We start from the raw sequence: 22,670 nt of genomic DNA, 5'->3' as shown, positions 1-22,670 counted from the left end.
TAGTACCGATGGATCACGGATCCCTCGGTTTCGTCTCGCCCCCTGCAATATACGGCTCCGAACTCGTCACGTGGGTCCTGATCGGGCTCCTCAGTTACTGGGTCGTGATCGTCGGCCTGCGGAACGCGGGCTGGCTCCCGGACTACGTCGGCACGCAGGGGCCGATCCTCACCCTCCACACCAAACGCGGCCGCGCCCTTCTCGACCGTCTCGCTCGTCCCAAACGGTTCTGGCGTGCGTGGTCGAACCTCGGCGTCGGCATCGCGCTTGTCGTGATGATCGGCATGTTCGTCTTTCTCGTCCAGGCGGCGATCACCGCGCTCTCGACGCCGGAGATGGCGACGTCCGCCGTCCGACAGCCGCGAAACGTCCTCGTGATTCCCGGGGTCAACGACTTCCTCCCGCTGTCTGCCACGCCCGGAATCGTCTTCGGGCTGCTCGTCGGTCTCGTCGTCCACGAGGGCGGCCACGGGCTGCTCTGTCGCGTCGAGGACATCGACATCGACTCGATGGGGGTCGCGATGCTCGCCGTCCTGCCGGTCGGCGCGTTCGTCGAGCCCGATCAGGAGAGCAGCAAGTCGGCCTCCCGCGGCGGCCAGACCCGAATGTTCGCCGCCGGCGTCACCAACAACTTCGCGATTACGCTGCTTGCTTTCGCCTTGCTTTTCGGCCCCGTCGTCGGCTCGATCGGCGTCGCCTCCGGGGCCGCCGTCGGCGGCGTCGCACCCGACTCCCCCGCCGCCGACGCCGGAATCGAACCCAACGACCGCATCACGGCGATCAACGGCACCGCCGTCGAGGGCAACGACGACCTCGCGGACCGTCTCGAGGCCACGAGCGGCGAGCAGGTCGCCGTCGAACTCGACGGCGAGGAGACGAAGACCGTCGACCGATCGCTGCTCGTGACCGCGGCGGTCGACGACGGACCGACTGGCCTCTCGACCGGTGACGAGATCCGCGCCGTGGACGGGCAAACGGTCGCGACCGAACGCGGCTTCTTCGACGCCGTCGGCGAGAGCGAGCGCGTGACGCTGACGGTCGACCCCGCCAGCGGCGACGACCGCGTCGAGCGCGAGGTCCCCATCGGAGCCGCCGTCTCGGTCGTCGAGGACGAGCCGCTCGAGGCCGAGACCGGACCGACCGACGAGACGATGGTCATCACCCGATTCGACGGCGAACGTGTCCACGACTACGCGGAGCTGGCCGACCTGCTCGAGGACACCGAGCCCGGACAGGCGGTCGCGGTCGCGGGCTATCTCGGCGACGAACGGGAGAGCTACGAGGTAACCCTCGACGAGCATCCGCGATCCGACAGCGGGTTCCTCGGCATTCAGCCGTTCCAGGGAACGTCCGGCGTGGCGGTCAGTGACATCGGGGTGCAGCTCTACCCCGCCGACGAGTACCTGGGGCTGCTCGGCGGCGACGGGGACACGCGGTTCGGACCGATTACCGACACGTTCCTCGGGAAGATGGGGCTCGCAATCTTGTTGCCGGTGATGGGCGTCAGCGGCGCGCTGCCGTTTAACTTCGCCGGGTTCACCGGCGGGATTCAGAACTTCTACGAGGCACAGGGTCTCCTCGGGGCGTTCGGCGACGGGACCGTCTTCCTGGTGGCGAACCTGTTGTTCTGGACCGGCTGGATCAACGTCCAGCTGGGCTTTTTCAACTGCATCCCGGCGTTCCCGCTGGACGGTGGCCACATCCTCCGGACGAGTACCGAAGCGGTCATCTCGCGGCTGCCGGTCGACGCGACCCGCGGGATGGTCCGGGTCGTGACGACCACGGTCGGCGTGACGATGCTCGTGAGTTTCCTCCTGTTACTGTTCGGGCCGCAGTTGGTCTCGGGATAGTGGGCGGCCCGCTTTCTCACTCCTCCGGCTCGACGCCGTGGCGCTCGTAGAACTCTTCCGGGGTCGCCTCGAGGCGTTCGAACTCGGTATCGAAGTAGTGTTCGTAGTGGCGGACGACCTGTTCGACGACCCAGCGGCTGAACGCCTCGTCGAAGTGCCACTCGCCGTCCATCGGGGGGATCTCGAACCGGTCGTCCGTCGAGAAGGCAGCATAGACGTGGAAAAAGCCGAGGATGACGTCCGCGAAGTCCCGAGCCTTCTCCGCGCCCGTTTCGCGGCGTTCCTCGAGTTCCGCCTGCCCCTCGGCGGTCAGTTCGAAGTACTTCCGATCGGGTTCGTCCGCACGTTCGATGCGCTCGGCCCACCCCTTCTCCTCGAACTTGTAGAGGATGGGGTAGACCGAACCGTAGGACGGCTCCCAGTGACCGCCGCTGATCTCACAGATCTCCTTCAAGATCTCGTAGCCGTACCGCGGTTTTTCCGCGAGCAGCTCGAGGACGAGATAGGCGATGAGTCCTTTCGGCGGGCCACTTTTCCGCATGTGTCTCGGGGATAAAACGGACGGCGGTAAAGGGTTTCGGTCACGTCGAGAACCGACGGTGCAGGTTCGGTACCGGTGGATCTACCGACGACGGGCCGGGGTCGGAACTGTCAACGGAAACCCGGCCCTTCTTGAGCGCCCGGTTCCAACCCGCAACTATGGAACGACGGCGACCACCACAGACCGAAGAAGGCTGGTACGTGCTCCACGATTTCCGGTCGATCGACTGGGACGCCTGGCGAGCGGCTCCGGAGCGGCGACGCGAGCGGGCCATCGAGGAGGGCGTCGACTACCTCGAAGCCAGCGAGGCCGTCGGCGACGCCGACGAGGGCGATTCGGCAACGTTTGCCGTTCTCGGTCACAAGGCCGACCTGCTCGTCCTCCACCTCCGACCCACCCTCGGCGACATCGACGCCCTCGAGCGGCGGTTCGAACACACCGCGCTCGCGGAGTTCACCGAACGAGCCGACTCCTACGTGTCGGTCACGGAGGTCTCGGGCTACATGTCCGAGGACTACTTCGACGAGGACAGCGAGGTCGAGGACGCCGGCCTCGAGCGCTACATCGAGTCCCGGCTCAAACCCGAGATTCCCGACGGCGAGTTCCTGAGCTTCTACCCGATGAGCAAGCGCCGCGGGCCGGACCACAACTGGTACGAACTCCCCTTCGACGAGCGGGCGGACTACCTCTCGAACCACGGCGAGATCGGCAAGGACTACGCGGGCCGTGTCACCCAGATCATCACCGGCAGCGTCGGACTCGACGACTTCGAGTGGGGTGTGACCCTGTTCGGCGACGACCCGACCGACGTCAAGGATCTGCTCTACGAGATGCGCTTTGACCCCTCGAGTTCCCGCTTCGCCGAGTTCGGCCGGTTCCTCTCGGCGCGACGGTTTCCGCCGGAAGACCTCGGGACCTTCCTGGCCGGCGAACGCGTGCCGGCCGAAGGCGAGGAGTCACACCCCCACGCCAGCGGTGACGCCGAGGGCCACCACGGCGGCTCCGGCGGGCACCACCACGGCGACGATTCGGGATCGAGCCACGGCGACGAGAGCGGGGGCGTCCGCGACGAACTCGAGGACGAGGGCATCTACGCGGGCCAGCCCCACGGCGAGGACGTCCACGCGGTCGTCCTCTACTCGACGGCCGACCCCGACGAGCTGTTCGAGGAGGTCGACGGCTACCGGGAGAACTTCGACCACTACGACACCCACGTGAAGACGGCGGTCTACGAGGCCCAGGACGCGGACAGCGAAACCGCAGTCGTCAGCCTCTGGGACACCGACCGGGCCGCCAACACGGCCGCCGGGTTCCTCGCCGAACTGCCCGAGGTCGTCCGACAGGCCGGCGACGACGAGGACGACTCGTGGGGGACGATGGGGATGTTCTACACGGTCGAGCCCGAACACCGCGGAGACTTCGTCGGGACCTTCGACGACGTCGGTGACGTCCTCGCCGACATGGACGGCCACCGCAAGACCGACCTGCTGGTCAACCGCGAGGACGAAAACGACATGTTCATCGCCAGCCGCTGGGACTCCCGGGACGACGCTATGACGTTCTTCCGGAGCGACGCCTTCTCGGAGACCGTCGAGTTCGGGCGGGACATCCTCGCGGACCGGCCGCGACACGTCTTCCTCGCCTGAGGGCGGGGTCCGTCTTCTTCCCACCACGACGGACCGTCACAGGTGTGGGACAGTCTCACCGGTAACGACACGGGTTGATCGGTCCCGTTCATAGGGAGAAGCGATGAGCACGACGCAGGAGTCGTTGCCGCGACGAACGTGGAGGCAGTATCGCTCGATTCCGATCATCTACCGTATCGCGGTCGCGTTCGCCCTCGGGACCGCACTCGGGGCCATCGTCGGCGAACGCGCCGCCGTTTTGAGCCCGCTCGGCGACCTCTTCTTACGGCTGCTCGAGATGCTGATCATCCCGTTGATCGTCTTTACCCTGCTCGGTGGGATGCGCAAGCTGACGCCGTCGAAACTCGGGAAAGTCGGCGGACTGACGGTCGCACTCTACGCCGCGACGACGACGATCGCAGCCCTGATCGGGCTGGCAGTCGCGAACCTGTTCGATCCCGGAACGGCCGTGGAGTTCACCGGTGGTGAGGCTCAGCAGGCCGAACCGCCGTCGGTCTCCGAGGTCGTCCTCGGGATCGTCCCCGAGAATCCGCTGGCCGCGATGGTCGACGGCGAGATTCTGGCGACGATCTTCGTCGTCGTCGTCTTCGGGTTGGCGTTGACGATCGTCCGCGAGTCGACGACCGAAGAGCCGATCGAGGACGCGATCGACGGCTTCTTCGCGTTTATCGACGCCGGCACGCAGGCGCTGTTCAAGATCGTCTGGGGCGTCATGGAGTACGGCGTCGTCGGCGTCTTCGCGCTCATGGCCGCCGCGATCGGGACCGAGGGGGTCGGCGCGATCGTGCAACTGGGCGCGCTCGTCGGCGTCATCGCGATCGGCATCGCGATCCACATGACTGTCACCTATCTTGGCGTGATAACCGTCGGCATCCTCGGCCAGTCCCCGCTGTCGTTTCTCGACGGGGCGAAAGACGCGATGCTGACGGCCTTTACCATCCGCTCCTCGAGCGGGACGCTGCCAGTGACGATCACTGGCGCCGAAACGAACCTGCGGATCGACGAGTCGGTCTACGGCTTTGCCCTCCCGCTCGGGGCGACGATCAACATGGACGGGGCGGCGATCAGGCAGGCCGTCACGGTGGTCTTTGCCGCGAACATGGTCGGCGTGTCGCTCGGCCTCGGCGATCAGTTGATCGTCCTCGCGACCGTGATCCTGATCAGTATCGGTACTGCCGGGGTCCCCGGTGCCGGGCTCATCATGCTGACCGTCATTCTGAACGCCGTCGGACTCCCCCTCGAGATCGTCGGCTTCGTCGCGGGCGTCGACCCGATCCTCGGCCGGATCGCGACGACGAACAACGTCACCGGCGACCTCGCCGTCGCGTCGGTCGTCGGCAAGTGGACCGACGGGATCGATCTCACGGAGGGTGTCTGGGCCGACGGCTCGCACGCCGGTGGCGACGGCGAGGACGGCGTCGCAGCGGGAGACTGATCAGGGACTCGAGTCCGACGACTCGTCGTAGAAGAAGTAGGCGGCGATCCCGGCCAGGCCGAACGCCAGCGTCACGAACGGCCACTTCCCGGGATCGCGGCCGGTCAGGTGACCGTGGGCGGTCACGAAGATCGCGAAGCCGACGTGAGCGACCAGCGTCGCCGCGAGAAACGCCTGTGGTTCCATTACCCGGAATATTCGACGCGGCGGTCAAAGCCGTTACGAAGCAACAGGAACGGCCACGTCAAGGGCGGTGCCGTGGCCGGGAGGGCGGCTCACCGCACTCGCGGTGAGTCGCCCGACTCGGGGGAGGGCAGGCCGCCGCCCGATACCGACCGCGAGTGAGTGTCGACGGCACGAACGAGCGGACCGACGACTGATGTGAGCGAGGACTGGACGGACGAGCGAACGGAAAGAGGAGTGTTTTTGATCGAAATTTTACCGAGGGACATCGCGAGCGAGGCGCTGTTCGCCTCGCTCGCGATAGACCGCAGCGTAAAATTTCGTTAGTCGAAATCGTGGTCCGGGTCGTCCTCGACTTTCCGCTTCATCGAGTCGCGTCGGGCCTTCGCGTCCCGGCCGGTCGCCTCGAGCAGGAAGTCGTTCTTGATGTCGACGGCGTCGGCCGCGGCCTCGAGTTCGTCGGGACCGAGTTCGGTGGGGTCGCGCTCGTTGAACTCGACGCCGAGTTTGTCCTTCTTGCCGGAGTACTCGACGGCACCGACGACGATCTTCTCGAAGACCGGATTGTCCGGCTCCTCGATGAGAAAGAGGTCGCTTCCCTTGTACTCCTCGGTGCCCGTGATCGGACCGAAGTACTCCTCGACCGTCGACTCCATGTCCGGAATGCGCTCCTCGAGATATTCACCGCGACGCATCTTGTACTCCTTCATGAATTGGGAGAAACACGGCGGCGCGTTTACCTCTTTTCATAGCCAACGATTCGATCCGCTGACCTGTCAGAGACGAGTCGAGCGACGGTAAGAGGCGCGTCCACCGGGCCCGTTCGACCGTCGCCGGTCTGACGGCCCGACAGCGGCCGGTGGTCGGACAGTCGAGTCGGCGCGGAAAACGAGCGTCGAGCGACGGAATCGTACGCGAAATCGGGTCATACGGCCCGTTGGAGTTGTGTTCCGGTGCAACCGCGACCGTCGGCGGTTACACCGGAAAATCGTTACAACGGTCCGTATCAGCGCCGCTCGCGTTCGCTGAGATACCCCTTCCGGCAGTCGGGACAGATGTCGCCGGCCCGCAGCGAGCCCCGATCACCGGCGGCGACGTACTCACACCGGGGGCAGTAGAACTCGGTCGGGACGTCCTCGCCGGGACCGCTGTCGCCCTCGACGGGCGTCGGAACCGACTCGGCTCGCTCGATGCCGGTCCCCGGTTCCGACGCGACGTCGGCGGCGGGCTCGGTCGCGTCCTGCGTCGGCGGCTCGGCAGTCACGGAGCGGGCGTCGGCAGCAGCCTCGCCGGTTTCAGGGCCGTCGACGGGGTCGGCCGGCTCGTCGTCGAGAAGGACGGCGTCGTCCTCGATCGCGGCCGGATCGACCCCGGTACCGGCGTCGGCTGCGTCGTCGGCATCGGCGGAGCCGTCGTCGGGCCAGTCGGCCGGTTCACTCGGTTCGTCCGCCGGCGGCCCGACGTCGTCGGAGTCGGGCCACTCGCCGCGTTCGCGGTCGCGGTCGGGATCGGCGGCCGGCTCGTCGTCTTCGAGGATCTCGCCGTCGTCGGTGACCGGCTCGCCGTTCTCGTCGGTCGGGAGATCGAGCGTACCCGGGTCGGGCTCGGCCTCCTCGAGGTCGGGAGCGGCCGGATCGTCGGCGTCCGCGTCGGCGGGCTCGGCGGCCGTGGGGTCGGCGGCCGCCGTCGCGGGTTCGTCGGCGTCGATGAACTCGGCGTCGTCGGGCCCGTCGGTCGGGTCGGGGTCGGACGCGAGTGCTGGTTCGGGCGGTTCGGTATCGGGTTCGGCGGGGGGCGCGTCGGCGTCCGTCTCGGCGGAGAGGCTCGTTACTTCGGTGTTCTCGCTGATGACGTTGCGCTCACCACAGCGGGCACACTCCTCGTACTCCTGGACGGTTACGACGACCTCGCTGCCCCGTTCTTCGCGCTCGCGTTCGACTTCGGCCTCCCCGAAGTCGTGTCCGAGCAACGAACATCGCAGGACCATTGTCCCACCGTACCGACCGGTCCCATAAAAAACGTGCTGCTAAGCGAATTTTCGGTCGTGACAGCGCGTTGAATACCGCTCGCGGGGGTGGGTCGGAGCGTGCGCTCGAGTCGGCTCGAGGGGACGAGTTCGGCGGCGGCGTTCGAGGCCGTCGGAACGACAAACGTCAAATCCCGGGTCGTCGAATGGACACACGGATGAGAGCAAAGCGGGAGTACCGGAACCGGGAGAGGACGGAGGTGGCGGTACTCGACGCCCTGGTCGACCGCGCCGAGGACGGGATGACCGTCTTCGAACTCCGGGCAGCCGTCGAGGTCGATATCGACGAACTCGAGGACGCCCTGGCGACGCTCAAAGACGACGATCTGATCGTCGTCGACTCGGGTTCGGAGACGGTGATCAAGCCCGCCGACCGCGTCGTCCCCGACGAACCGGCCGACGAGGACGACGACCAGTCGTTCGGCGAGTGGCTTCGCGACCGGCTGCCTTTTTGAATCGAAACGCCTGATACGGTCAGGCCCCAGAGAGTATCCATGAGCGTCATCGAGTCCGTACACGAGGATCACGGGGCCACGTTCGGCGAGCGCGCCGACCGGACGATCGTCGACCACTTCGGGCGGCCCGAACGGACCCATCGCGCGGTCCGCAACGGCGTCGGGCTGTTCGAACCGGCCTACGGCGTGATCGTCGTGGAGGGCGACGATCGAATCGAGTACGTCGACAACGTGGTCTCGAACCGGGTCCCCGCCGAGGACGGCGAGGGCTGTTACGCCCTCGTCCTCGATCCCCAGGGCGGGATCGAGGTCGAACTCTACGTCTACAACGCGGGCGAGCGACTGCTGCTTTTCACCCAGCCCGAGACCGCAGAACCGCTGGCCGAGGAGTGGTCGGAGAAGGTGTTCATTCAGGACGTCGAGATTCGGACGGCAAACGACGAGTACGGAATCTTCGGCGTCCACGGCCCGCAAGCGACGGAGAAGATCGCCAGCGTTCTCAACGGGGCCGCCTCGCCCGACCGGCCGCTTTCGTTCGTCCGCGGGACGATGGGCGACGAGGGCGTCACGGTCGTCCGGACCGACGCGCCGACCGGCGAGGAGAGTTTCGACGCGATCTGTGCGGCCGACGACGCCGAAGCTGTCTACGACACGCTGCTCAACCACGGCCTCAACGCCGCCCCCTTCGGCTACCGGACCTTCGAGAGCCTCGCGCTCGAGGCCGGCACCCCCCTGTTTCACACCGAACTCGAGGGAGAGTTGCCGAACGTCCTCGGTCTCCGTAACGCCCTGGACTTCGAGAAGGGCTGTTACGTCGGTCAGGAAGTGGTCTCCCGCGTCGAGAACCGCGGTCAGCCGAGTCGGCGGCTCGTGGGGCTCACGCTCGAGGGCGAGGCCGTCCCCGATGACGGCGCGGCCGTCTTCGACGGCGACGCCTCGGTCGGCGAGGTGACCCGCGCGGGAGAGAGCCCGATGCTCGAGGACGTCATCGCGCTCGCCGTCGTCGACTACGGCCTCGAGAGCAACGAGTTGACGGTTCGCGTCGACGGCGAGGAGGTCGCCGCGACCCGGACCGACCTGCCGTTCGTCGAGGGCTCGAATCGGTCGGCTCGGCTCCCCGAGTACCAGTAGGCGGGACGACGGATCCCGCGTTCGGAGCCACTGTTATATACCGCGGACTCGAGGAACGACGCATGTCCGGAGACGCCCTCGAGCGGGACCTCTTCGACCGGGAGCCGGACGATCGGATCCGCGTCCTCGACGCGGACGGAACCGTCGTCGCGCCCGAGCTCGAGCCGGCTCTCGAGGCTGAGACGCTGCGGTCGATGTACCGTGACATGCGGTTTTCCCGCCGGTTCGACGAGCGGATGATCAGCCTCCAGCGGCAGGGCCGGCTGGGGACCTACTCCTCGCTGGCCGGTCAGGAGGGGTCCCAGATCGGGTCGACGTACGCGCTGGCCGACGACGACATGCTCTCCTTTCAGTATCGGGAACACGGAGCGCTGGTCGCGCGGGACCTGCCCTGGGAGTATCTGCTGTACTGGATGGGCCACGAGGACGGCAACGCCGCGCTGGCCGAGATCGACGTCTTCCCGCTGAACATCTCGATCGCCGCCCACCTGCCCCACATCGTCGGCTGGTCGTGGGCCGCGAAGCTGAACGGCGACGAACGAGTCGGCGTCGCCCACTTCGGCGACGGTTCGACTTCGGAGGGGGACTTCCACGAGGCGCTGAACTTCGCCGGCGTGTTCGACACGCCGACCGTCTTCGTCTGTAACAACAACCAGTGGGCCATCTCGGTCCCCCGCGAGCGCCAGACCGCGAGCGCGACCATCGCGGAGAAGGCCACCGCCTACGGCTTCGCGGGCGTCCAGGTCGATGGGATGGACCCGCTCGCGACCTACGTCGTCACCAGGGCCGCCCGGGAGAAAGCCCTCGAGTCCGGCGACGAGCGGTTACGATCGACGCTGATCGAGGCGGTCCAGTACCGCTACGGCGCGCACACGACGGCCGACGACCCCGACGTCTACCGCGACGAGTCGGAGGTCAAGCAGTGGCGCGAGAAGGACCCGATCGATCGGTTCGAGGCCTACCTGCGGGACGCGGGCGTCCTCGACGACGACCGGATCGAGACGATCGAGAGCGAGATCGAGGAGACGCTCGCGGCGCTGATCGAGCAGGCCGAAGCCGCCGCGGGCAATCCCGGCGAGATGTTCGAGTACACCTACGCGGAGCCGACGCCGCGACTCGAGGAACAGCACGAGTACCTCGCCGACCTGCGGGACCGCCACGGAGACGACGCGTTACTCGAGGACGAGTGAATATCGAAGAGTGCGTTTAAAGACCGCAGTGGGACAGGCCAACGGCTACCCGAACGTCGTCGCAACCCCCAGTCGATATGCAACTCGAGCAGTCGCCCCGGGAGGCGAGTTGGGAGGGCACGGTGCCGAACGCGGTCGACGGGCGGGTCGTCGGCCTGGTCGTCGTGACGGCCGGCCTCGCGGCGTCGATCAACGTTCCCTACGGCGGCCTCGCGATGGCGGCCGCGGCGTTCGCGATCGTGACCGGCCTCGGCCTCGGCTGTCACCTGCTCGGCGAACGAAAGCTCCGCCGGATCACCGACGACCTGGTCGAGCGGTGGGTCGCGGCCGGCGGCGAGATCGAGGGAGTCACCCGCTCGGCGACGGGAACGCGGACCGAGTGGCGCGTCCACACACCCGAGGGCGACATCGTCATCGGCGGGGTCGCGCTGGTCCCGATCGCTCGCCTCTGCGTGGAGTGGCGCGGCATCGCCGACACGATGGCCGCCAGCGAGGCCGAGGAACGGATCGACAGCCTCGCCGAGAGTCTCTACAGGGAGATCTTCGAACTCGGGTCCGCGAGCCAGCGGTCGTAGCGCGATCCCGTACGACCGCTCGAGGGGCCGCCGGCCGGTTTTTCAATCGAACAGTTCCGCGTGGCGCTGGGCCAGGTCCGTGTACTCCCCGGAGGAGTACGCCTCGAGGATGTCGGTCGCGTCGATCCCCGTTTCCCCGAGCGGCGTGATCTCCGCGGGGACGCCGCGGACGAACGAGTCCGGCGGGATCGTGTACCCGTCGGGGACGACGGTGCCGGCGGCGACGATGCTACCGGTGCCGATCGTCACGCCGGTGTTTATCGTCGCGTTGAACCCGATCAGCGACCGCTCGTCGACGGTCGTCTCGTTGAGGACGGCCCCGTGACCGACCATGACTTGGTCGCCGAGTCGCGAGGCGTGAATCGTCGCGTTGTCCCCGACGTGCGTTTCCCGGCCGATCCGGACGGGACCAACGTCGCCACGAAGCACGACGCCGGGCCAGACGCTCGCGTCCGCCGCGACCGCGACGTCGCCGACGAGGGTCGCCTCGCTGCTGACGCGGGCCGCGTCGTCGATCGTGGGTCGGTCGTCCTCGAACGCGTAGGTCCTGCTGTCGACCATATCTGACTGTACCACGATCGAACGCATAATACCGGATCACGGTCATCGTGACAGTCGTCGCCGCGTTGTCGACGGGGCTCGAGTCGCGACCACGAACGAGGGGTTAGTGACCAAAGCGGAGAAGGAAAGAACGGACCGGCCGGCGGCGTCTAGAACGTCTCGAGGTAGCGGTCGAGTTCCCAGTCGGAGACGTCGACGAGGTAGTCCTCGAACTCCTGCTCTTTGGCTTCGATGAACTTCGGCGCGACGTGATCGCCCAGCGCGTCGTAGATGGCTTCGTCCTCCTCGAGGGCCTCGACGGCCTCGCCGAGGTTCGAGGGCAGCGTGTCGATGCCGTACTCCTCGCGTTTCGCTTCGTCGAACTCGTAGATGTTCTCGCGGACCGGGTCGGGACACTCGAGGTCGTTCTCGATGCCGTCGAGACCGGCGTGGATCATGACGGCGAGCGCGAGGTAGGGATTACAGGACGGGTCGGGCGAGCGCAGTTCGACCCGCGAGGCCGCCGGCGTTCGGGCCGCCGGTTTTCGGATCAGCGCCGAGCGGTTGCGGTCGGACCAGGCGATGTAGACGGGAGCCTCGTAGCCGGGCACCAGGCGCTTGTAGCTGTTGACCGTCGGGTTCGCGATCGCCGTGATCGCCGGCGCGTGCTCGAGGATCCCGGCGGTGAAGGCGTGGGCCTCGTCACTCAGGTTGAACTCGTCGTCCTCGTCGTGGAAGGCGTTCTCGCCGTCCTCGGTGAACAGCGAGAGGTGCGTGTGCATCCCCGAGCCGTTGATGCGCGGGATCGGCTTGGGCATGAACGTGGCGTGCAGGTCGTGCTGGGCGGCGATCGCACGAACGACGGTACGGAAGGTGCCGACGTTGTCGGCCGTGGTAAGCGCGTCGTCGTAGGTGAAGTTGATCTCGTGTTGGCCCTCGGCGACCTCGTGGTGGCTGGCCTCGACCTCGAAGCCCATCTCCTCGAGGCCGTAGATGATGTCGCGGCGGACGTCGCTGGCGAGGTCCTTCGGCGCGAGGTCGAAGTAGCCGCCAGCGTCGTTCGTCTTGGTCGTGGCGCGGCCGTCCTCGTCCTCCTCGAACAGGAAAAACTCCGGCTCGGGGGCCGCGTTGACCATGTAGCCCATCTCCTCGGCGCGGTCGAGCGCGTTCTTGAGGACGCGACGCGGATCGCCCTCGAAGGGCTCGTCCGTGGTCGTGTCGTAGACGTCACAGATCATTCGGGCGGCGGCGCTTTCGTCTTTCTGGCGCCACGGGAGAATCGCGAACGTCTCGGGGTCGGGTTTGAGCCGCATGTCCGACTCCTGAATGCGAACGAAGCCTTCGATAGAAGAACCGTCGAAGTAGATCCCCTCGGTGAAGGCCTTCTCGGCCTGCCGGGCCGGCACGGAGACGTTCTTGACCGTCCCCAGAATGTCGGTAAACTGTAGTCGGAGGAAGTCGACGTCTTGTTCCTCGATCTCGTCCAAGACCGCCTGTTCGGTTTCAGAGAGGTTTCCGCTTGTCATCTTTCTCGTCGTATCCTCGTAACCAGTATACTAAAGCACTACCGTTCCGTGCAAATCTTCGCTCTTCTACTCGAAACTGCATATTCGTAAATTTCTAAAGGGCGCAGTGAGTGGGTGTACCTGATGACGTACGAAAATCTCGATGCAAAACTAGTGAATGCACTTCTCGGCGACGGTCGGGCGAGCCTGCGCAGCCTCGCAGAGGAACTCGACGTCTCCGTGACGACCGTCTCGAATCACCTCTCCGATCTCGAGGAACAGGGCGTGATCGAGGGCTATACCCCGCGGGTGGATTACGACGCGGTCGGCTACGACGTGACCGCCGTGATTCAACTGCAGGTCGAGGGGAACGCCCTGCCGGACGTCACGGACACACTGCGCGATCACCGCCAGATGACCAGCGTCTACGAGGTCACTGGCGACTACGACGTGATCGCCATCGGCAAGTTCGAGGACACCGACGGGATGAACGACCAGATCAAGCAGTTGCTGACCGATCCCGACATCAAGGCCTCGAACACGAGCGTCGTTCTCAACGCCGTCTCCGAGAACGAGCAGTTCGAACTCGAGGTCGACGACGAGGAGTAATCGAACGACCCCTTTCCGCGGAGTTCGCTCGAGTAGTGGCGACTCCGCGTCGTCTGTTAAACGCGTCATCACCCACCCGCAAATGTCGGCGGGTGAGCGGTGCGCGGTTCTCACTCGCTCCGCTCGTTTCGAACCGCGAAAATGCGAATAGCGCGAGATCGAAGATCTCGCGAACCGTGCGAACGGGCACTCCGTGCCCGTGAGCAGACGGGGAGCGGAGCGACCCGTGAGCGTTCGAAGAACCCGAACGACGCCTTCACCGCGAGCGAACGCAGTGAGCGAGCGGGCCGACGACTGATGTGGAGACCCGCGTAGCGGGTCGGAACGGAAGGAGGAGTGCTTTTATACTAAATTTTGCCGAGAGCGCGGCTTCGCCGCGCTCGCAGAGCAAAATTTAGTCTCACATCATGCCGCCCATGCCGCCGCCCATGCCGCCCATGCCGCCGGCACCGCCGGGGCCGCCCTCTTCGTCGTCGCCCTTGTCGGTGGAGAGGTCGCCGGCGGAAATGATGTCGTCGATCTTGAGCACGAGGTTCGCGGCCTCGGCGGCGGAGGTGACGGCCTGTTCCTTGGCGTGGGCGGGTTCGACGACACCGGCCTCGAAGGTGTCCTCGACGTCGCCCGTGAAGACGTTCAGGCCGGCCTCGACGTCGCCGTCGTCGTGAGCCGCGCGCAGGTCGACCAGCGTGTCGATCGAATCGAGGCCCGCGTTCTCGGCGAGGACGCGGGGGACGAGTTCGAGCGAGTCGGCGAAGGCCTCGACGGCCAGCTGTTCGCGACCGGAGACGGAGTCGGCGTAGTCGCGCAGGCGGCCGGCGAGTTCGACTTCGATGGCGCCGCCGCCCGCGAGGACGCGGCCGTCGGAGACGGTCTGTGCGACGACGTCGAGCGCGTCGTTGACGCCGCGCTCGAGTTCGTCGACGACGTGGTCGGTCGAGCCACGCAGCAGGAGGGTGACGCCGTGGGCGTCCTCGCCCTCGACGTAGAAGAGTTCGTCTTCCTCGTCGCGGGTGACGTCGCCGAAGCCGAGGTCTTCCTCGGTCGCGCTCTCGAGGTCGGAGACGATCGCCGCGCCGACGACTTCCTGGAGGAACTCGAGGTCGGACTTCTTGGCGCGTCGCACCGCGAGGATGCCTTCCTTGGCGAGGTAGTGCTGGGCGAGGTCGTCGATGCCCTTCTGGCAGAAGACGACGTCAGCGCCGAGGTCGGCGATCGTGTCGACTTTCTCCTGGAGCTGTTTCTCCTCGCGGTCGAGGAACTTCTGGAGCTGGTCGGGGTCGGTGACCGAGACCTCGGTGTCGACGTCGGTCTCTTCGACTTCGATCGCCTCGTCGAGCAGGAGGATGTCGGCGTCTTCCGCCGAGCGGGGCATGTTGTCGTGGACGGGATCCTTGTCGACGATTCCACCCTCGAGGAGGTCGGACTCGCCGGCGCTGCGGCCGGTCTGGGTCTCGATGTTGAGGAACTCGAGGTCGACGACGTTGTCGCCGTTCTCGTCCTCGACGGTGACCTGGCGGACGGCCTCGACGATGAGTTCGGCGAGGTACTCCTTGTTGACCTCGGTCCCCTTGCCGGTCATCGAGGTTTCCGCCGTTTTGCGCAGCAGTTCCTCGTCGTCGGTGTCGATGTCGGTCGCGATGTCGTCGATCTCCTCGCGGGCCTGCTCGCTGGCGAGGTGGAAGCCCTTGATGATCGCCGTCGGGTGGATGTCCTGCTCGAGGAGGTCCTCGGCGTTTTTGAGGAGTTCGCCGGCGATCGCGACGGCCGTCGTGGTGCCGTCGCCGGCCTCGTCTTCTTGCGTTTCGGCGACCTCGATGATCATCTCGGCCGTCGGGTTGTCGATGTCCATCTCCTTGAGGATGGTGACGCCGTCGTTGGTGATCGTCACCGATCCCATGGAGTCGACGAGCATCTTGTCCATGCCCTTCGGGCCGAGCGTGGAGCGAACGGCTTCAGCGACCGCACGGGCGGCGCTGATGTTGTAATCCTGCGCGTCCTTGTCCTTGACGCGCTGGGAGTCCTCGCTCATTACGATCATCGGCTGCCCCTGCTGCATTCGCTGACTCATAGTCACTCGATCGATTGATTGTGATTCTACATAAAACTTTCTCAATCGTCGCAGTCCGTCGTGACGGTTCGGCGGCGGATATGGCGACGAAAACCGCCACAGTGTGCGGGATTGACGACCGATTTCGACGGTCGGATCGGCTCGTGAACGGTTCCCAGTCGGGGGTCAACGCGGCGCTTTTATATTGTGATACCGTGCGGCCGGCGGGGTTCGCGTTCGAGCCTGCCGCTGACCGCCCCCTCGCGGACGCCGCTGGAAAGTCCTCTTGGGACTCTCGACGGGAGTCGACGGCGGCGGGACCACCGTCCCGATCCGATTCGGAAAGGCGCGGTTTCACCGCTGCAACGGTTCCCGACCCGGCGTCGTTCGGCGCATAAATCCTGACTCGAGTGCGAGTCAACACAACGGAAGGGTTATGCCGGTAGTCACGTATTACCACTCGAGCATGGACGAGTCCCCGTCCGTTCCCGAATCGTTCGACGATCCCCGGATCACCCACCAGTTCTGTCGCCGGCTCCCCGGCCCGGACGGCAACCTCGTACTCGTCGGCGTCGTCCACGACCACCCCGCGAGCGTCGCCCGCGTCGAGCGGGTCCTCGAGCGGGTCGATCCCGAGACGGTCGCCCTCGAATTACCGCCCGTCGCCGTCCCGCTGTATCGCGTCTATGCTCGCGACCGCGCCGACGACGCGACGTCGCCGCGGTTCGGCGGCGAGATGAGCGCCGCGATTCGGGCCGCGCCCGACGCCGATCCCGTCGGGATCGACGCCCCGAACTGGTCGTTTCTCCGACGGCTCGTCCGGCGGCTGGTCGCCGATCGCGTCTCACCCGGGACCGCCCGGCGCGTCCTCGCGAGCGTCGGCGGCGCGACCCGCGAAGCACTCGCCTGTCGCGTCGCCGCTACGCTGACTCACGCGACCTCGATGACGGTCGTCCCCGGAACGCAGGCCGAATACGATTGCGTCCGCGACGACCCGCCGGAGCGACAGGCCGAACACGAGCGCGCCCACGTGGCCGGCGTCCAGGCGCTGCTGGGCAGCGTCGACACCGAGGGAACGGCGCTATCCTATCGCGACGACACGCGCGAGCGGTGTATGATCGATCGCCTCGAGGAACTCCGGGCCGAGCCGGGCGACGTCGTCGCCGTCGTCGGCGTCGATCACCTCGAGCGACTCGCGACCGATCTCTCGAGCTGACGGCGGTCGAAACGCGGCCGTTCTCTTGCTCTCGTCCGGTCAGCGGCGCATCGGCGGTTCGATCAGGATCTCGCCGTCGCCACTGACCGTGACGTGGTAGCCGTTCACGACGAACGAGAGCGCCCCGCCGGTTCGGGGGCGGCCGTCGTGGCGCGGGCGGAACAGTTCGTCTAGCGCGGCGGGATCGACGGCATCGTACAGCGCGACGCGACCGTCGGTGACGTCGACGTCCATGCAGTCGGCCAGCGCGTGGACCACGGTCGTGCTGAGCGTCGCCGGGCCAGTGGGATCGTGCGAGACGCGATACAGGGACGGAGAGCGAGACCGGGGGGCAGGAGCGGTGTAATCGTTCATTGCGGTTCGTCTGCTCCCCGTTCCGGACCTGATGACCAAAAGCGTAATCGTTTATTACGCCATCGACCAAACGGATCGACCGACTGTCGGCCATCGGAGTTACTGAAATTCCCCTCATTCGAAACGAATCGTAAACTCTACCGCGACGGAACGAACGGCGACGACGGGACCGACGAACGATCGGTCGAGGGCAGCCGTCGTCGCTCCGGGCGCGTTACCGCCGCAGCGCGGACACGCAGTTCCAGCAGTACGTAAAGGCCTGATCGCCCTCGTTGAGCGCGCCGCAGTGCGGACAGCGGGTCGACTCGCCCTCGACTGCCGCCGTTCGGTCGTGGTCGACCGACTCGGCGTCGACGTCGTCGGACGCCCGCGGGTAGCGGTCGGGCCCCGGCGAGGAACGGACGCTCGCGCGGTTCGGATCGGCCAGCGACGGCGTCCGTTCGCCATCGCCGTCGTCTCGCCGGGCGTAGAGATAGTACAGTAACAGGTGTAACAGGGCAAACAGCGCGATGTACCCGATGAGCCAGCCCCATAGCTCCATCACCGTAACATACGTTCTCTAGGCACTTGGCTATTCCCCGCCGTTCGAACTGAAGACAGTCCGAGAAACGAGAACTACTCGGGCGGCTGGAGGTCGCGGCCGAACTCGTCGAAGACCTCGAGGTCGTCGGGGACGTCGTACTCGATCCGCCGTTGCTCCTGACGGTTCGTGCCGGCCTCGTCGACGGGCGTGGCGACGTCCTCCCAGCCGGGCTTGATCTTGACGCTCGTGGCGGGCGCTCCGATCGCGATGTGGTGAGCGGGGACGTCGTTCTGGACGATGCCGCGCGCGCCGACGATGGCGTTCTCGCCGACCTTGCAGCCGGCCCGGACCATCGCGTCGTAGGTGAGCCGCACGTCGTCCTCGACGATGGTGTGGTAGTTGCGGACCTCGGTCTGGTCGACGACGTCGTGGTCGTGGCTGTAGACGTGAACGCCGTCGGAGATCGAGACGCGGTCGCCGATGGTGAGCTTTCCGCGGTCGTCCAGGTGGACGTCGTCGTGGACGACCGTGTTGTCCCCGATCGTGATGTTGTGACCGTAGGTGAAGGTGATCCCCTTGAAGAACCGGCAGTCGTCGCCACAGTCCTCGAAGAGGTGGTCCGCGAGCATCCGCCGGAATCGCAGTGCGAACTCGACGTTGTCCGCGATCGGGAGGCTGTCGAACTGTCGCCAGAGCCACTGGAGGTGCTTCGAGTGACGAAACCGCTCCTCGTCCTTCTCGGCGTAGTACTCGCTCTCGAGGGTGGTGTTACAGGGATCGTAGCTCTGCAGGCGGACGCGCTCGGCCGCCGACACCGACTCGCCGCGCTGCCAGCGCTCGTAGGCCTGGCGGTCGCCCGAGAGGTCGATCAGGACGTCTTCGACGACCGAACAGGTGTCCTCGTCGCTCGCAAGCCGTCGGTCGACCTCGTCGATGAACTCGCGCATCCCCGATTCGGCCTCGTCGGGGAGCGACACGTACCGCTTTGTCATACCCCGAAGTATTGCTCGCCGCGTTCATAGGGGTTCGGTTGTCCGGTCCCGGTTGCCGGACCTGCTGGCACGCCTGTCACCGCGACTCGTCTTCGGCCTGCCAGCCGGCGAGCAACAGGGCGGGGACCGCGAGCGCGACGACGACCAGCAGGAGACCGACGACGACCCCGCCTATCGTCAGTCGGTCGGTCGCGAGCTCGAGGGAGCGACCGGCGAACAGTCCGAGCGGGATCGATGCGAGGACGATCCCGGACAGGAGCAACCGGGGGTCACGGAGGCGAGCGGCGACCATACCGGTAGCTCTCGGCCGCGCCGGATAACGGTTCGCCTCGCCGACGCGGTCCCGCCCGAACCGGTTCGGACGGGGCGCTCGAGCGTTCCGCACGCCATAAGTTCCCCCGCTACCAAGGGGTCGATATGCAACACAGCGAACTGGGCGACTCCGGCGTCGAGGTCAGCGAGGTCGGCTTCGGTGCGTGGGTCGTCGGGACCGATTGGTGGGGCGACCGCTCCGAGGACGACGCCATCGAGATGGTCCGGTACGCCGTCGATCAGGGGATCACCTACTTCGACACGGGCGATGTCTACGGCCACGGCGACAGCGAGAAACTGCTCGGCCGGGCCCTGGCCGAGGTCCGCGACGAAGTCACCGTCGCCACCAAGGTCGGCTACGACTTCTACGACAACCCCCAGGCCGGCCACGGCGAACTCCCGAAGGAGATGGAACCCGACTACCTGCGGGAGGCCGTCGAACGGAGCCTCGAGCGGCTCGATATGGACTCCGTCGACGTCCTCCAGCTGCACAACGCCGACGTCGACGAGATCACACCCGACGTCCTCGAGCTACTGGACGAACTCGAGGAGGAGGGCCTGATCGACGCGACCGGCCTCGCGCTCGGCCCCTCGATCGGCTGGCTCGCAGAGGGCGATCTGGCCATCGAGGAGGAGTTCGACTCCGTGCAGTTGGTCTGGAACGTCCTCGAACAGGAGGTCGGGAATCATTTCCTCGAGACGATCGAACGGACGGGGTCGTCGACCAGCCTCATCCCCCGCGTGCCCCACTCCTCGGGCATCCTCAACGAGCAGGTCACGCCCGACACCGAACTCGGCGAGGGCGACCACCGAGGCTTCCGCCCCGACGAGTGGTACGAGACCGGCTGGGAGAAACTCGAGCAACTGCGCTTCCTCGAACGGGACGGCGAGCGGACGATGGGCCAGGCCGCGATCGCGTGGCTGCTCTCCCACGACCCCGTCGCGACCGTGACGCCGACGTTCCGCACGAAAGGCGACATCGACGAGTGGGCGGCTGCGAGCGACGTGCCGAAGCTCACCGACGAGGAGATGAACCGCGTCGGCGAACTCTACGCGAACGACTTCGACATCGACCGCGACGACGGGATGGACGCGCTGCGTTCGTCCGTCGACGGCGCGGACATCGAGTCGGCCGGACTGGACAAGCTCGCCGCCGACTGATCGGGAGCGGGGTTTTTTCGACGTCTCGAAGATCAGGCCGCCATCCGGAGTCCGGACGGGCCCGGCGTCTGACTCGTTTCAACAGCTACTGCACCACGGGTTCGGGGCGTACGGAACCGCCCTCGAGTCGTCTCGCTTTCCCCGACTCGGACAGCACCCACCGCGGGCCAAAGCCCGAAGACCGCCCGACAGCTGGCCCCGCGTCCGGCCGCCGAACACCGCCGGACGGCCGAGTTCGAGGCGTGCAACGGAACCACGTATATATGACCCTCTATATCTGGGTCGTCTCCCTATCGAGGACGGTACTGTAGATCCAGTCGTCGAGAACACCACTCACCATGACACCGTACGAATTCACCTGCCCCGACTGTCGCCAGGAAATGGCGGTGACCGATCCCATGCGAGAGGCGACGTTGGCCAACGGCTGCCCCGTTTGTGGGCGGCCCGTCGCCGACGACCATTTCACACCAGTCGCCGACCGGACCGAACGCGCCGATCCCGCATAGCCCGACCACCGATGCGCCGACCGAACGTCTCGAGCCCCCGCCTGTATTACTGACCCGATCGGGAGTCGCTCGTCCCACCGCGTCTCGACTCGCGTTCCACGTGAGCTGTTGCTGTGACAAACGCACACGTAAGCCGTAGTATTAATGTAGCAGACTCACAGACGGCTGTGCATGTTTCACAGCGCGGTGAGAGCCGAATGAGTTTGCAGCGTTCTCTGGAGCGAATCGGCGCAGTGACGAGCAAGTATTTCGTCGTCTGGGTGCTGGTCGTCTCCCCGCTCGCGCTCTACTCCCCCGAGACGTTCACCCCGATCGCGCCCTACATCACGCCGCTGCTTGGCATCATCATGCTCGGGATGGGGCTGACGCTGACCCCCGCGGACTTCCGTCGCATCCTCGAGCGGCCGCGGGACGTCTTCATCGGCGCGGCGAGCCAGTGGCTCCTGATGCCGACGATCGCGTACGTCCTCGTCTTCGCGCTCGGACTGCCGGAAGAGATCGGCGTCGGATTGATCCTCGTCGGTGCGGCCCCGGGCGGGACCGCGTCGAACGTGATGACCTACCTCGGTCGCGGTGACGTCGCGCTGTCGGTGTCGATCACGTCGGTGACGACGATCGCCGCGCCGCTGGTGATGCCGGCGTGGATCGTCCTGCTGGCCGGCGAGTCGATCACCGTCACGTTCATCGACATGGCGACGTCGATCGTGCAGGTCGTTTTGCTCCCGGTCGTCGGGGGTCTGATACTGCGGTACGTACTCGACGAGTACGCGCCGGCGGTCGCACAGGCGGGACTCTCCATCTTCCCCGCCATCAGCGTAATCGCCATCGTCGCCATCGTGGCGGCGGTCGTCGGCCTCAACGTCGAGACGATCCTCGGCGCGAGCGCGCTGGTCTTCCTCGCGGTCGTGTTACACAACGGCCTCGGGCTCGGGGCCGGCTACGCGGTCGGTCGCGCGGCCGACATGGCCGAGGATCGAGCGCGAGCGTGCGCGTTCGAGGTCGGCCTCCAGAACAGCGGACTGGCCGTCGCGCTCGCGACGGCCCACTTCAGCGCGAGCGCCGCGCTGATTCCGGCGCTCTTTAGCGTCTGGCACAACGTCTCCGGCCCGGCGCTGGCGACGTTGTTCACCTACCTCGACGGGGACGCCCCCGTCGCCGACGAGGAACCGGTCGCCGCCGACTGATACGGATGCTGTCCCGATGTCCCGGCGCAACCGCCTCCGGGTCGCGGTTGCGCCGGCAATGACTGACAGTAAACCGTCTGAAGCCGCCGGGCTTCGTCCCCGATCCGACCGAGAAATTCCCTTAAGGTCCTTGAATTGCATCCATGACAGGTTTTTACGTCAGAACAGTGTGGCACATAGCACCATGGACGACGTCACGTACGTCCGGAAGGCGTGTGCCTACATCACCCGCGGCTCGAGCGAACTGCTGGTCTTCGAGGGGCCGGGCCACGACGGGCTCCAGATCCCCAAAGGTACCCTCGAGCCGGGGGAGTCCCCGCAAGAAGCGCTGTTCAGGGAAGTCCGGGAAGAGAGCGGGCTGGGAACGCTGAACGGCGCGCAGCACCTGACGACGGACGTCTGGACGCGCCGCGAATCGCCGCCGAAACGCTACGTCCGGCATTTCTTCCACGCGACGGTCTACGAACCCCGGGACCGGTGGACACACGCCGTCACCGATGGCGGGGCCGAACACGGCGCCGAGTTCGAGTTCCGCTGGGTCCGACCGGCGACGGCGGGGGAGTTCGCGCTCGAGTTGGACGAGTACGTCGATCTGCTGCCGGTCGCCGCGGGGACCGGACCAGCCTCGAGCGCCTCGGACTGATCGCCGGTCGCGGCGACGCGGGCCGGGATCGTCCCGCGCCGTGGCT

At 66.5% G+C, this 22,670-nt stretch carries 24 protein-coding genes; 13 read left to right on the top strand and 11 right to left on the bottom strand.

Annotated elements, in window-relative coordinates; translation table 11 throughout:
* Nucleotides 1–8: 8 nt before the first annotated feature.
* On the top strand, nucleotides 9–1,850 hold the full coding sequence (locus A6E15_RS01005) for a site-2 protease family protein (RefSeq protein WP_076142994.1): 1,842 nt from the start codon (nucleotides 9–11) through the stop codon (nucleotides 1,848–1,850).
* A gap of 16 nt (nucleotides 1,851–1,866) precedes the next feature.
* Here the strand turns inward: A6E15_RS01005 and A6E15_RS01000 are convergent, their stop codons facing one another.
* Entirely contained in the window at nucleotides 1,867–2,391 is a 525-nt protein-coding gene (locus tag A6E15_RS01000; RefSeq protein WP_076142993.1) for a PadR family transcriptional regulator, read from the bottom strand.
* A gap of 158 nt (nucleotides 2,392–2,549) precedes the next feature.
* Here A6E15_RS01000 and A6E15_RS00995 point away from each other — a divergent pair, with 158 nt between their 5' ends.
* A complete protein-coding gene (locus A6E15_RS00995; protein ID WP_076142992.1) occupies nucleotides 2,550–4,037 on the top strand; it encodes a heme-binding protein in 1,488 nt (495 codons plus the stop codon).
* A 103-nt stretch (nucleotides 4,038–4,140) separates the two neighbouring features.
* Nucleotides 4,141–5,472 (top strand): dicarboxylate/amino acid:cation symporter, encoded by a 1,332-nt coding sequence (locus A6E15_RS00990; RefSeq protein ID WP_076142991.1) that lies wholly within the window; start codon nucleotides 4,141–4,143, stop codon nucleotides 5,470–5,472.
* On the opposite strand, the gene A6E15_RS00985 is transcribed toward A6E15_RS00990, so the two are convergent.
* From A6E15_RS00985 to A6E15_RS00975, 3 genes are all read right to left on the bottom strand, one after another.
* A complete protein-coding gene (locus A6E15_RS00985) occupies nucleotides 5,473–5,658 on the bottom strand; it encodes a hypothetical protein (protein WP_076142990.1) in 186 nt (61 codons plus the stop codon).
* Between the two features lie 320 nt (nucleotides 5,659–5,978).
* Entirely contained in the window at nucleotides 5,979–6,365 is a 387-nt protein-coding gene (locus tag A6E15_RS00980) for a DUF5611 family protein (protein ID WP_076142989.1), read from the bottom strand.
* Nucleotides 6,366–6,661: 296 nt separating this feature from the next.
* Nucleotides 6,662–7,642, bottom strand: a complete 981-nt coding sequence (locus A6E15_RS00975) for a DUF7093 family protein (RefSeq protein WP_076142988.1) — start codon at nucleotides 7,640–7,642, stop codon at nucleotides 6,662–6,664.
* A gap of 197 nt (nucleotides 7,643–7,839) precedes the next feature.
* Between A6E15_RS00975 and A6E15_RS00970 the strand changes: the two genes are divergently transcribed.
* The 4 genes from A6E15_RS00970 (at nucleotide 7,840) to A6E15_RS00955 (ending at nucleotide 11,032) form a co-directional block, all read left to right on the top strand.
* Entirely contained in the window at nucleotides 7,840–8,136 is a 297-nt protein-coding gene (locus tag A6E15_RS00970; protein WP_076142987.1) for a DUF6432 family protein, read from the top strand.
* A 39-nt stretch (nucleotides 8,137–8,175) separates the two neighbouring features.
* The gene (gene ygfZ / locus A6E15_RS00965; protein WP_076142986.1) at nucleotides 8,176–9,267 is read left to right on the top strand and encodes a CAF17-like 4Fe-4S cluster assembly/insertion protein YgfZ; all 1,092 of its coding nucleotides are present in this window, start codon (nucleotides 8,176–8,178) and stop codon (nucleotides 9,265–9,267) included.
* Between the two features lie 62 nt (nucleotides 9,268–9,329).
* Complete coding sequence (pdhA, locus tag A6E15_RS00960; protein WP_076142985.1) at nucleotides 9,330–10,457, top strand: pyruvate dehydrogenase (acetyl-transferring) E1 component subunit alpha; 1,128 nt, start codon at nucleotides 9,330–9,332, stop codon at nucleotides 10,455–10,457.
* A gap of 77 nt (nucleotides 10,458–10,534) precedes the next feature.
* A complete protein-coding gene (locus tag A6E15_RS00955) occupies nucleotides 10,535–11,032 on the top strand; it encodes a hypothetical protein (protein WP_076142984.1) in 498 nt (165 codons plus the stop codon).
* 42 nt (nucleotides 11,033–11,074) lie between these two features.
* Here the strand turns inward: A6E15_RS00955 and A6E15_RS00950 are convergent, their stop codons facing one another.
* Nucleotides 11,075–11,593, bottom strand: coding sequence for a gamma carbonic anhydrase family protein (locus tag A6E15_RS00950; protein ID WP_076142983.1), 519 nt, complete (start codon nucleotides 11,591–11,593; stop codon nucleotides 11,075–11,077).
* A 149-nt stretch (nucleotides 11,594–11,742) separates the two neighbouring features.
* A complete protein-coding gene (glnA, locus tag A6E15_RS00945; protein ID WP_076142982.1) occupies nucleotides 11,743–13,098 on the bottom strand; it encodes a type I glutamate--ammonia ligase in 1,356 nt (451 codons plus the stop codon).
* Nucleotides 13,099–13,221: 123 nt separating this feature from the next.
* Between glnA and lrp the strand changes: the two genes are divergently transcribed.
* Nucleotides 13,222–13,686: an HTH-type transcriptional regulator Lrp gene (lrp, locus tag A6E15_RS00940; RefSeq protein WP_076142981.1), complete on the top strand. Its 465-nt coding sequence runs from the start codon at nucleotides 13,222–13,224 to the stop codon at nucleotides 13,684–13,686.
* A gap of 400 nt (nucleotides 13,687–14,086) precedes the next feature.
* Here lrp and thsB read toward each other — a convergent pair whose 3' ends face one another.
* Nucleotides 14,087–15,742, bottom strand: coding sequence for a thermosome subunit beta (thsB, locus tag A6E15_RS00935; protein WP_076142980.1), 1,656 nt, complete (start codon nucleotides 15,740–15,742; stop codon nucleotides 14,087–14,089).
* Nucleotides 15,743–16,199: 457 nt separating this feature from the next.
* Between thsB and A6E15_RS00930 the strand changes: the two genes are divergently transcribed.
* Nucleotides 16,200–16,949, top strand: a complete 750-nt coding sequence (locus A6E15_RS00930; RefSeq protein ID WP_076142979.1) for a hypothetical protein — start codon at nucleotides 16,200–16,202, stop codon at nucleotides 16,947–16,949.
* A 39-nt stretch (nucleotides 16,950–16,988) separates the two neighbouring features.
* Here the strand turns inward: A6E15_RS00930 and A6E15_RS00925 are convergent, their stop codons facing one another.
* The 4 genes from A6E15_RS00925 to A6E15_RS00910 all read right to left on the bottom strand — a co-directional run bounded on the left by A6E15_RS00925 (nucleotide 16,989) and on the right by A6E15_RS00910 (nucleotide 19,110).
* Complete coding sequence (locus A6E15_RS00925; RefSeq protein WP_076142978.1) at nucleotides 16,989–17,303, bottom strand: HalOD1 output domain-containing protein; 315 nt, start codon at nucleotides 17,301–17,303, stop codon at nucleotides 16,989–16,991.
* A 214-nt stretch (nucleotides 17,304–17,517) separates the two neighbouring features.
* On the bottom strand, nucleotides 17,518–17,844 hold the full coding sequence (locus A6E15_RS00920; protein WP_076142977.1) for a DUF7577 domain-containing protein: 327 nt from the start codon (nucleotides 17,842–17,844) through the stop codon (nucleotides 17,518–17,520).
* Nucleotides 17,845–17,918: 74 nt separating this feature from the next.
* Entirely contained in the window at nucleotides 17,919–18,818 is a 900-nt protein-coding gene (locus tag A6E15_RS00915; RefSeq protein ID WP_076142976.1) for an acyltransferase, read from the bottom strand.
* Nucleotides 18,819–18,894: 76 nt separating this feature from the next.
* Nucleotides 18,895–19,110 carry a hypothetical protein gene (locus tag A6E15_RS00910; protein ID WP_076142975.1) on the bottom strand — a complete coding sequence of 72 codons (216 nt, stop codon included), beginning with the start codon at nucleotides 19,108–19,110 and terminating at the stop codon, nucleotides 18,895–18,897.
* Between the two features lie 125 nt (nucleotides 19,111–19,235).
* Here A6E15_RS00910 and A6E15_RS00905 point away from each other — a divergent pair, with 125 nt between their 5' ends.
* The 4 genes from A6E15_RS00905 to A6E15_RS00890 all read left to right on the top strand — a co-directional run bounded on the left by A6E15_RS00905 (nucleotide 19,236) and on the right by A6E15_RS00890 (nucleotide 22,624).
* On the top strand, nucleotides 19,236–20,291 hold the full coding sequence (locus tag A6E15_RS00905; RefSeq protein ID WP_076142974.1) for an aldo/keto reductase: 1,056 nt from the start codon (nucleotides 19,236–19,238) through the stop codon (nucleotides 20,289–20,291).
* A gap of 338 nt (nucleotides 20,292–20,629) precedes the next feature.
* Nucleotides 20,630–20,797 carry a DUF7560 family zinc ribbon protein gene (locus tag A6E15_RS00900; protein WP_076142973.1) on the top strand — a complete coding sequence of 56 codons (168 nt, stop codon included), beginning with the start codon at nucleotides 20,630–20,632 and terminating at the stop codon, nucleotides 20,795–20,797.
* A gap of 197 nt (nucleotides 20,798–20,994) precedes the next feature.
* On the top strand, nucleotides 20,995–21,981 hold the full coding sequence (locus tag A6E15_RS00895; RefSeq protein WP_076142972.1) for a bile acid:sodium symporter family protein: 987 nt from the start codon (nucleotides 20,995–20,997) through the stop codon (nucleotides 21,979–21,981).
* Nucleotides 21,982–22,165: 184 nt separating this feature from the next.
* Complete coding sequence (locus tag A6E15_RS00890; RefSeq protein ID WP_076142971.1) at nucleotides 22,166–22,624, top strand: NUDIX hydrolase; 459 nt, start codon at nucleotides 22,166–22,168, stop codon at nucleotides 22,622–22,624.
* The last annotated feature ends 46 nt before the right edge of the window (nucleotides 22,625–22,670 follow it).

This window comes from Natrinema saccharevitans (assembly GCF_001953745.1).
GTDB lineage: Archaea > Halobacteriota > Halobacteria > Halobacteriales > Natrialbaceae > Natrinema > Natrinema saccharevitans.
The sequence above is the reverse complement of the archived record's forward strand: the minus strand, read 5'-3'. Positions and strand labels throughout refer to the sequence as shown.

What these genes read in the sequence shown, in the direction of transcription:
- A6E15_RS00970 (WP_076142987.1), top strand. Translation starts at nt 7,840, where the DNA reads ATGAGAGCAAAGCGGGAGTACCGGAACCGGGAGAGGACGGAGGTGGCG.
- A6E15_RS00930 (WP_076142979.1), top strand. Translation starts at nt 16,200, where the DNA reads ATGGACGAGTCCCCGTCCGTTCCCGAATCGTTCGACGATCCCCGGATC.
- pdhA (WP_076142985.1), top strand. Translation starts at nt 9,330, where the DNA reads ATGTCCGGAGACGCCCTCGAGCGGGACCTCTTCGACCGGGAGCCGGAC.
- thsB (WP_076142980.1), bottom strand. Translation starts at nt 15,742, where the DNA reads ATGCAGCAGGGGCAGCCGATGATCGTAATGAGCGAGGACTCCCAGCGC.
- A6E15_RS00900 (WP_076142973.1), top strand. Translation starts at nt 20,630, where the DNA reads ATGACACCGTACGAATTCACCTGCCCCGACTGTCGCCAGGAAATGGCG.
- A6E15_RS00950 (WP_076142983.1), bottom strand. Translation starts at nt 11,593, where the DNA reads ATGGTCGACAGCAGGACCTACGCGTTCGAGGACGACCGACCCACGATC.
- ygfZ (WP_076142986.1), top strand. Translation starts at nt 8,176, where the DNA reads ATGAGCGTCATCGAGTCCGTACACGAGGATCACGGGGCCACGTTCGGC.
- A6E15_RS00995 (WP_076142992.1), top strand. Translation starts at nt 2,550, where the DNA reads ATGGAACGACGGCGACCACCACAGACCGAAGAAGGCTGGTACGTGCTC.
- A6E15_RS00955 (WP_076142984.1), top strand. Translation starts at nt 10,535, where the DNA reads ATGCAACTCGAGCAGTCGCCCCGGGAGGCGAGTTGGGAGGGCACGGTG.
- A6E15_RS00925 (WP_076142978.1), bottom strand. Translation starts at nt 17,303, where the DNA reads ATGAACGATTACACCGCTCCTGCCCCCCGGTCTCGCTCTCCGTCCCTG.
- A6E15_RS00980 (WP_076142989.1), bottom strand. Translation starts at nt 6,365, where the DNA reads ATGAAGGAGTACAAGATGCGTCGCGGTGAATATCTCGAGGAGCGCATT.
- A6E15_RS01005 (WP_076142994.1), top strand. Translation starts at nt 9, where the DNA reads ATGGATCACGGATCCCTCGGTTTCGTCTCGCCCCCTGCAATATACGGC.
- A6E15_RS00920 (WP_076142977.1), bottom strand. Translation starts at nt 17,844, where the DNA reads ATGGAGCTATGGGGCTGGCTCATCGGGTACATCGCGCTGTTTGCCCTG.
- A6E15_RS00905 (WP_076142974.1), top strand. Translation starts at nt 19,236, where the DNA reads ATGCAACACAGCGAACTGGGCGACTCCGGCGTCGAGGTCAGCGAGGTC.
- A6E15_RS00895 (WP_076142972.1), top strand. Translation starts at nt 20,995, where the DNA reads ATGAGTTTGCAGCGTTCTCTGGAGCGAATCGGCGCAGTGACGAGCAAG.
- A6E15_RS01000 (WP_076142993.1), bottom strand. Translation starts at nt 2,391, where the DNA reads ATGCGGAAAAGTGGCCCGCCGAAAGGACTCATCGCCTATCTCGTCCTC.
- glnA (WP_076142982.1), bottom strand. Translation starts at nt 13,098, where the DNA reads ATGACAAGCGGAAACCTCTCTGAAACCGAACAGGCGGTCTTGGACGAG.
- A6E15_RS00985 (WP_076142990.1), bottom strand. Translation starts at nt 5,658, where the DNA reads ATGGAACCACAGGCGTTTCTCGCGGCGACGCTGGTCGCTCACGTCGGC.
- A6E15_RS00975 (WP_076142988.1), bottom strand. Translation starts at nt 7,642, where the DNA reads ATGGTCCTGCGATGTTCGTTGCTCGGACACGACTTCGGGGAGGCCGAA.
- A6E15_RS00910 (WP_076142975.1), bottom strand. Translation starts at nt 19,110, where the DNA reads ATGGTCGCCGCTCGCCTCCGTGACCCCCGGTTGCTCCTGTCCGGGATC.
- A6E15_RS00890 (WP_076142971.1), top strand. Translation starts at nt 22,166, where the DNA reads ATGGACGACGTCACGTACGTCCGGAAGGCGTGTGCCTACATCACCCGC.
- A6E15_RS00990 (WP_076142991.1), top strand. Translation starts at nt 4,141, where the DNA reads ATGAGCACGACGCAGGAGTCGTTGCCGCGACGAACGTGGAGGCAGTAT.
- lrp (WP_076142981.1), top strand. Translation starts at nt 13,222, where the DNA reads ATGACGTACGAAAATCTCGATGCAAAACTAGTGAATGCACTTCTCGGC.
- A6E15_RS00915 (WP_076142976.1), bottom strand. Translation starts at nt 18,818, where the DNA reads ATGACAAAGCGGTACGTGTCGCTCCCCGACGAGGCCGAATCGGGGATG.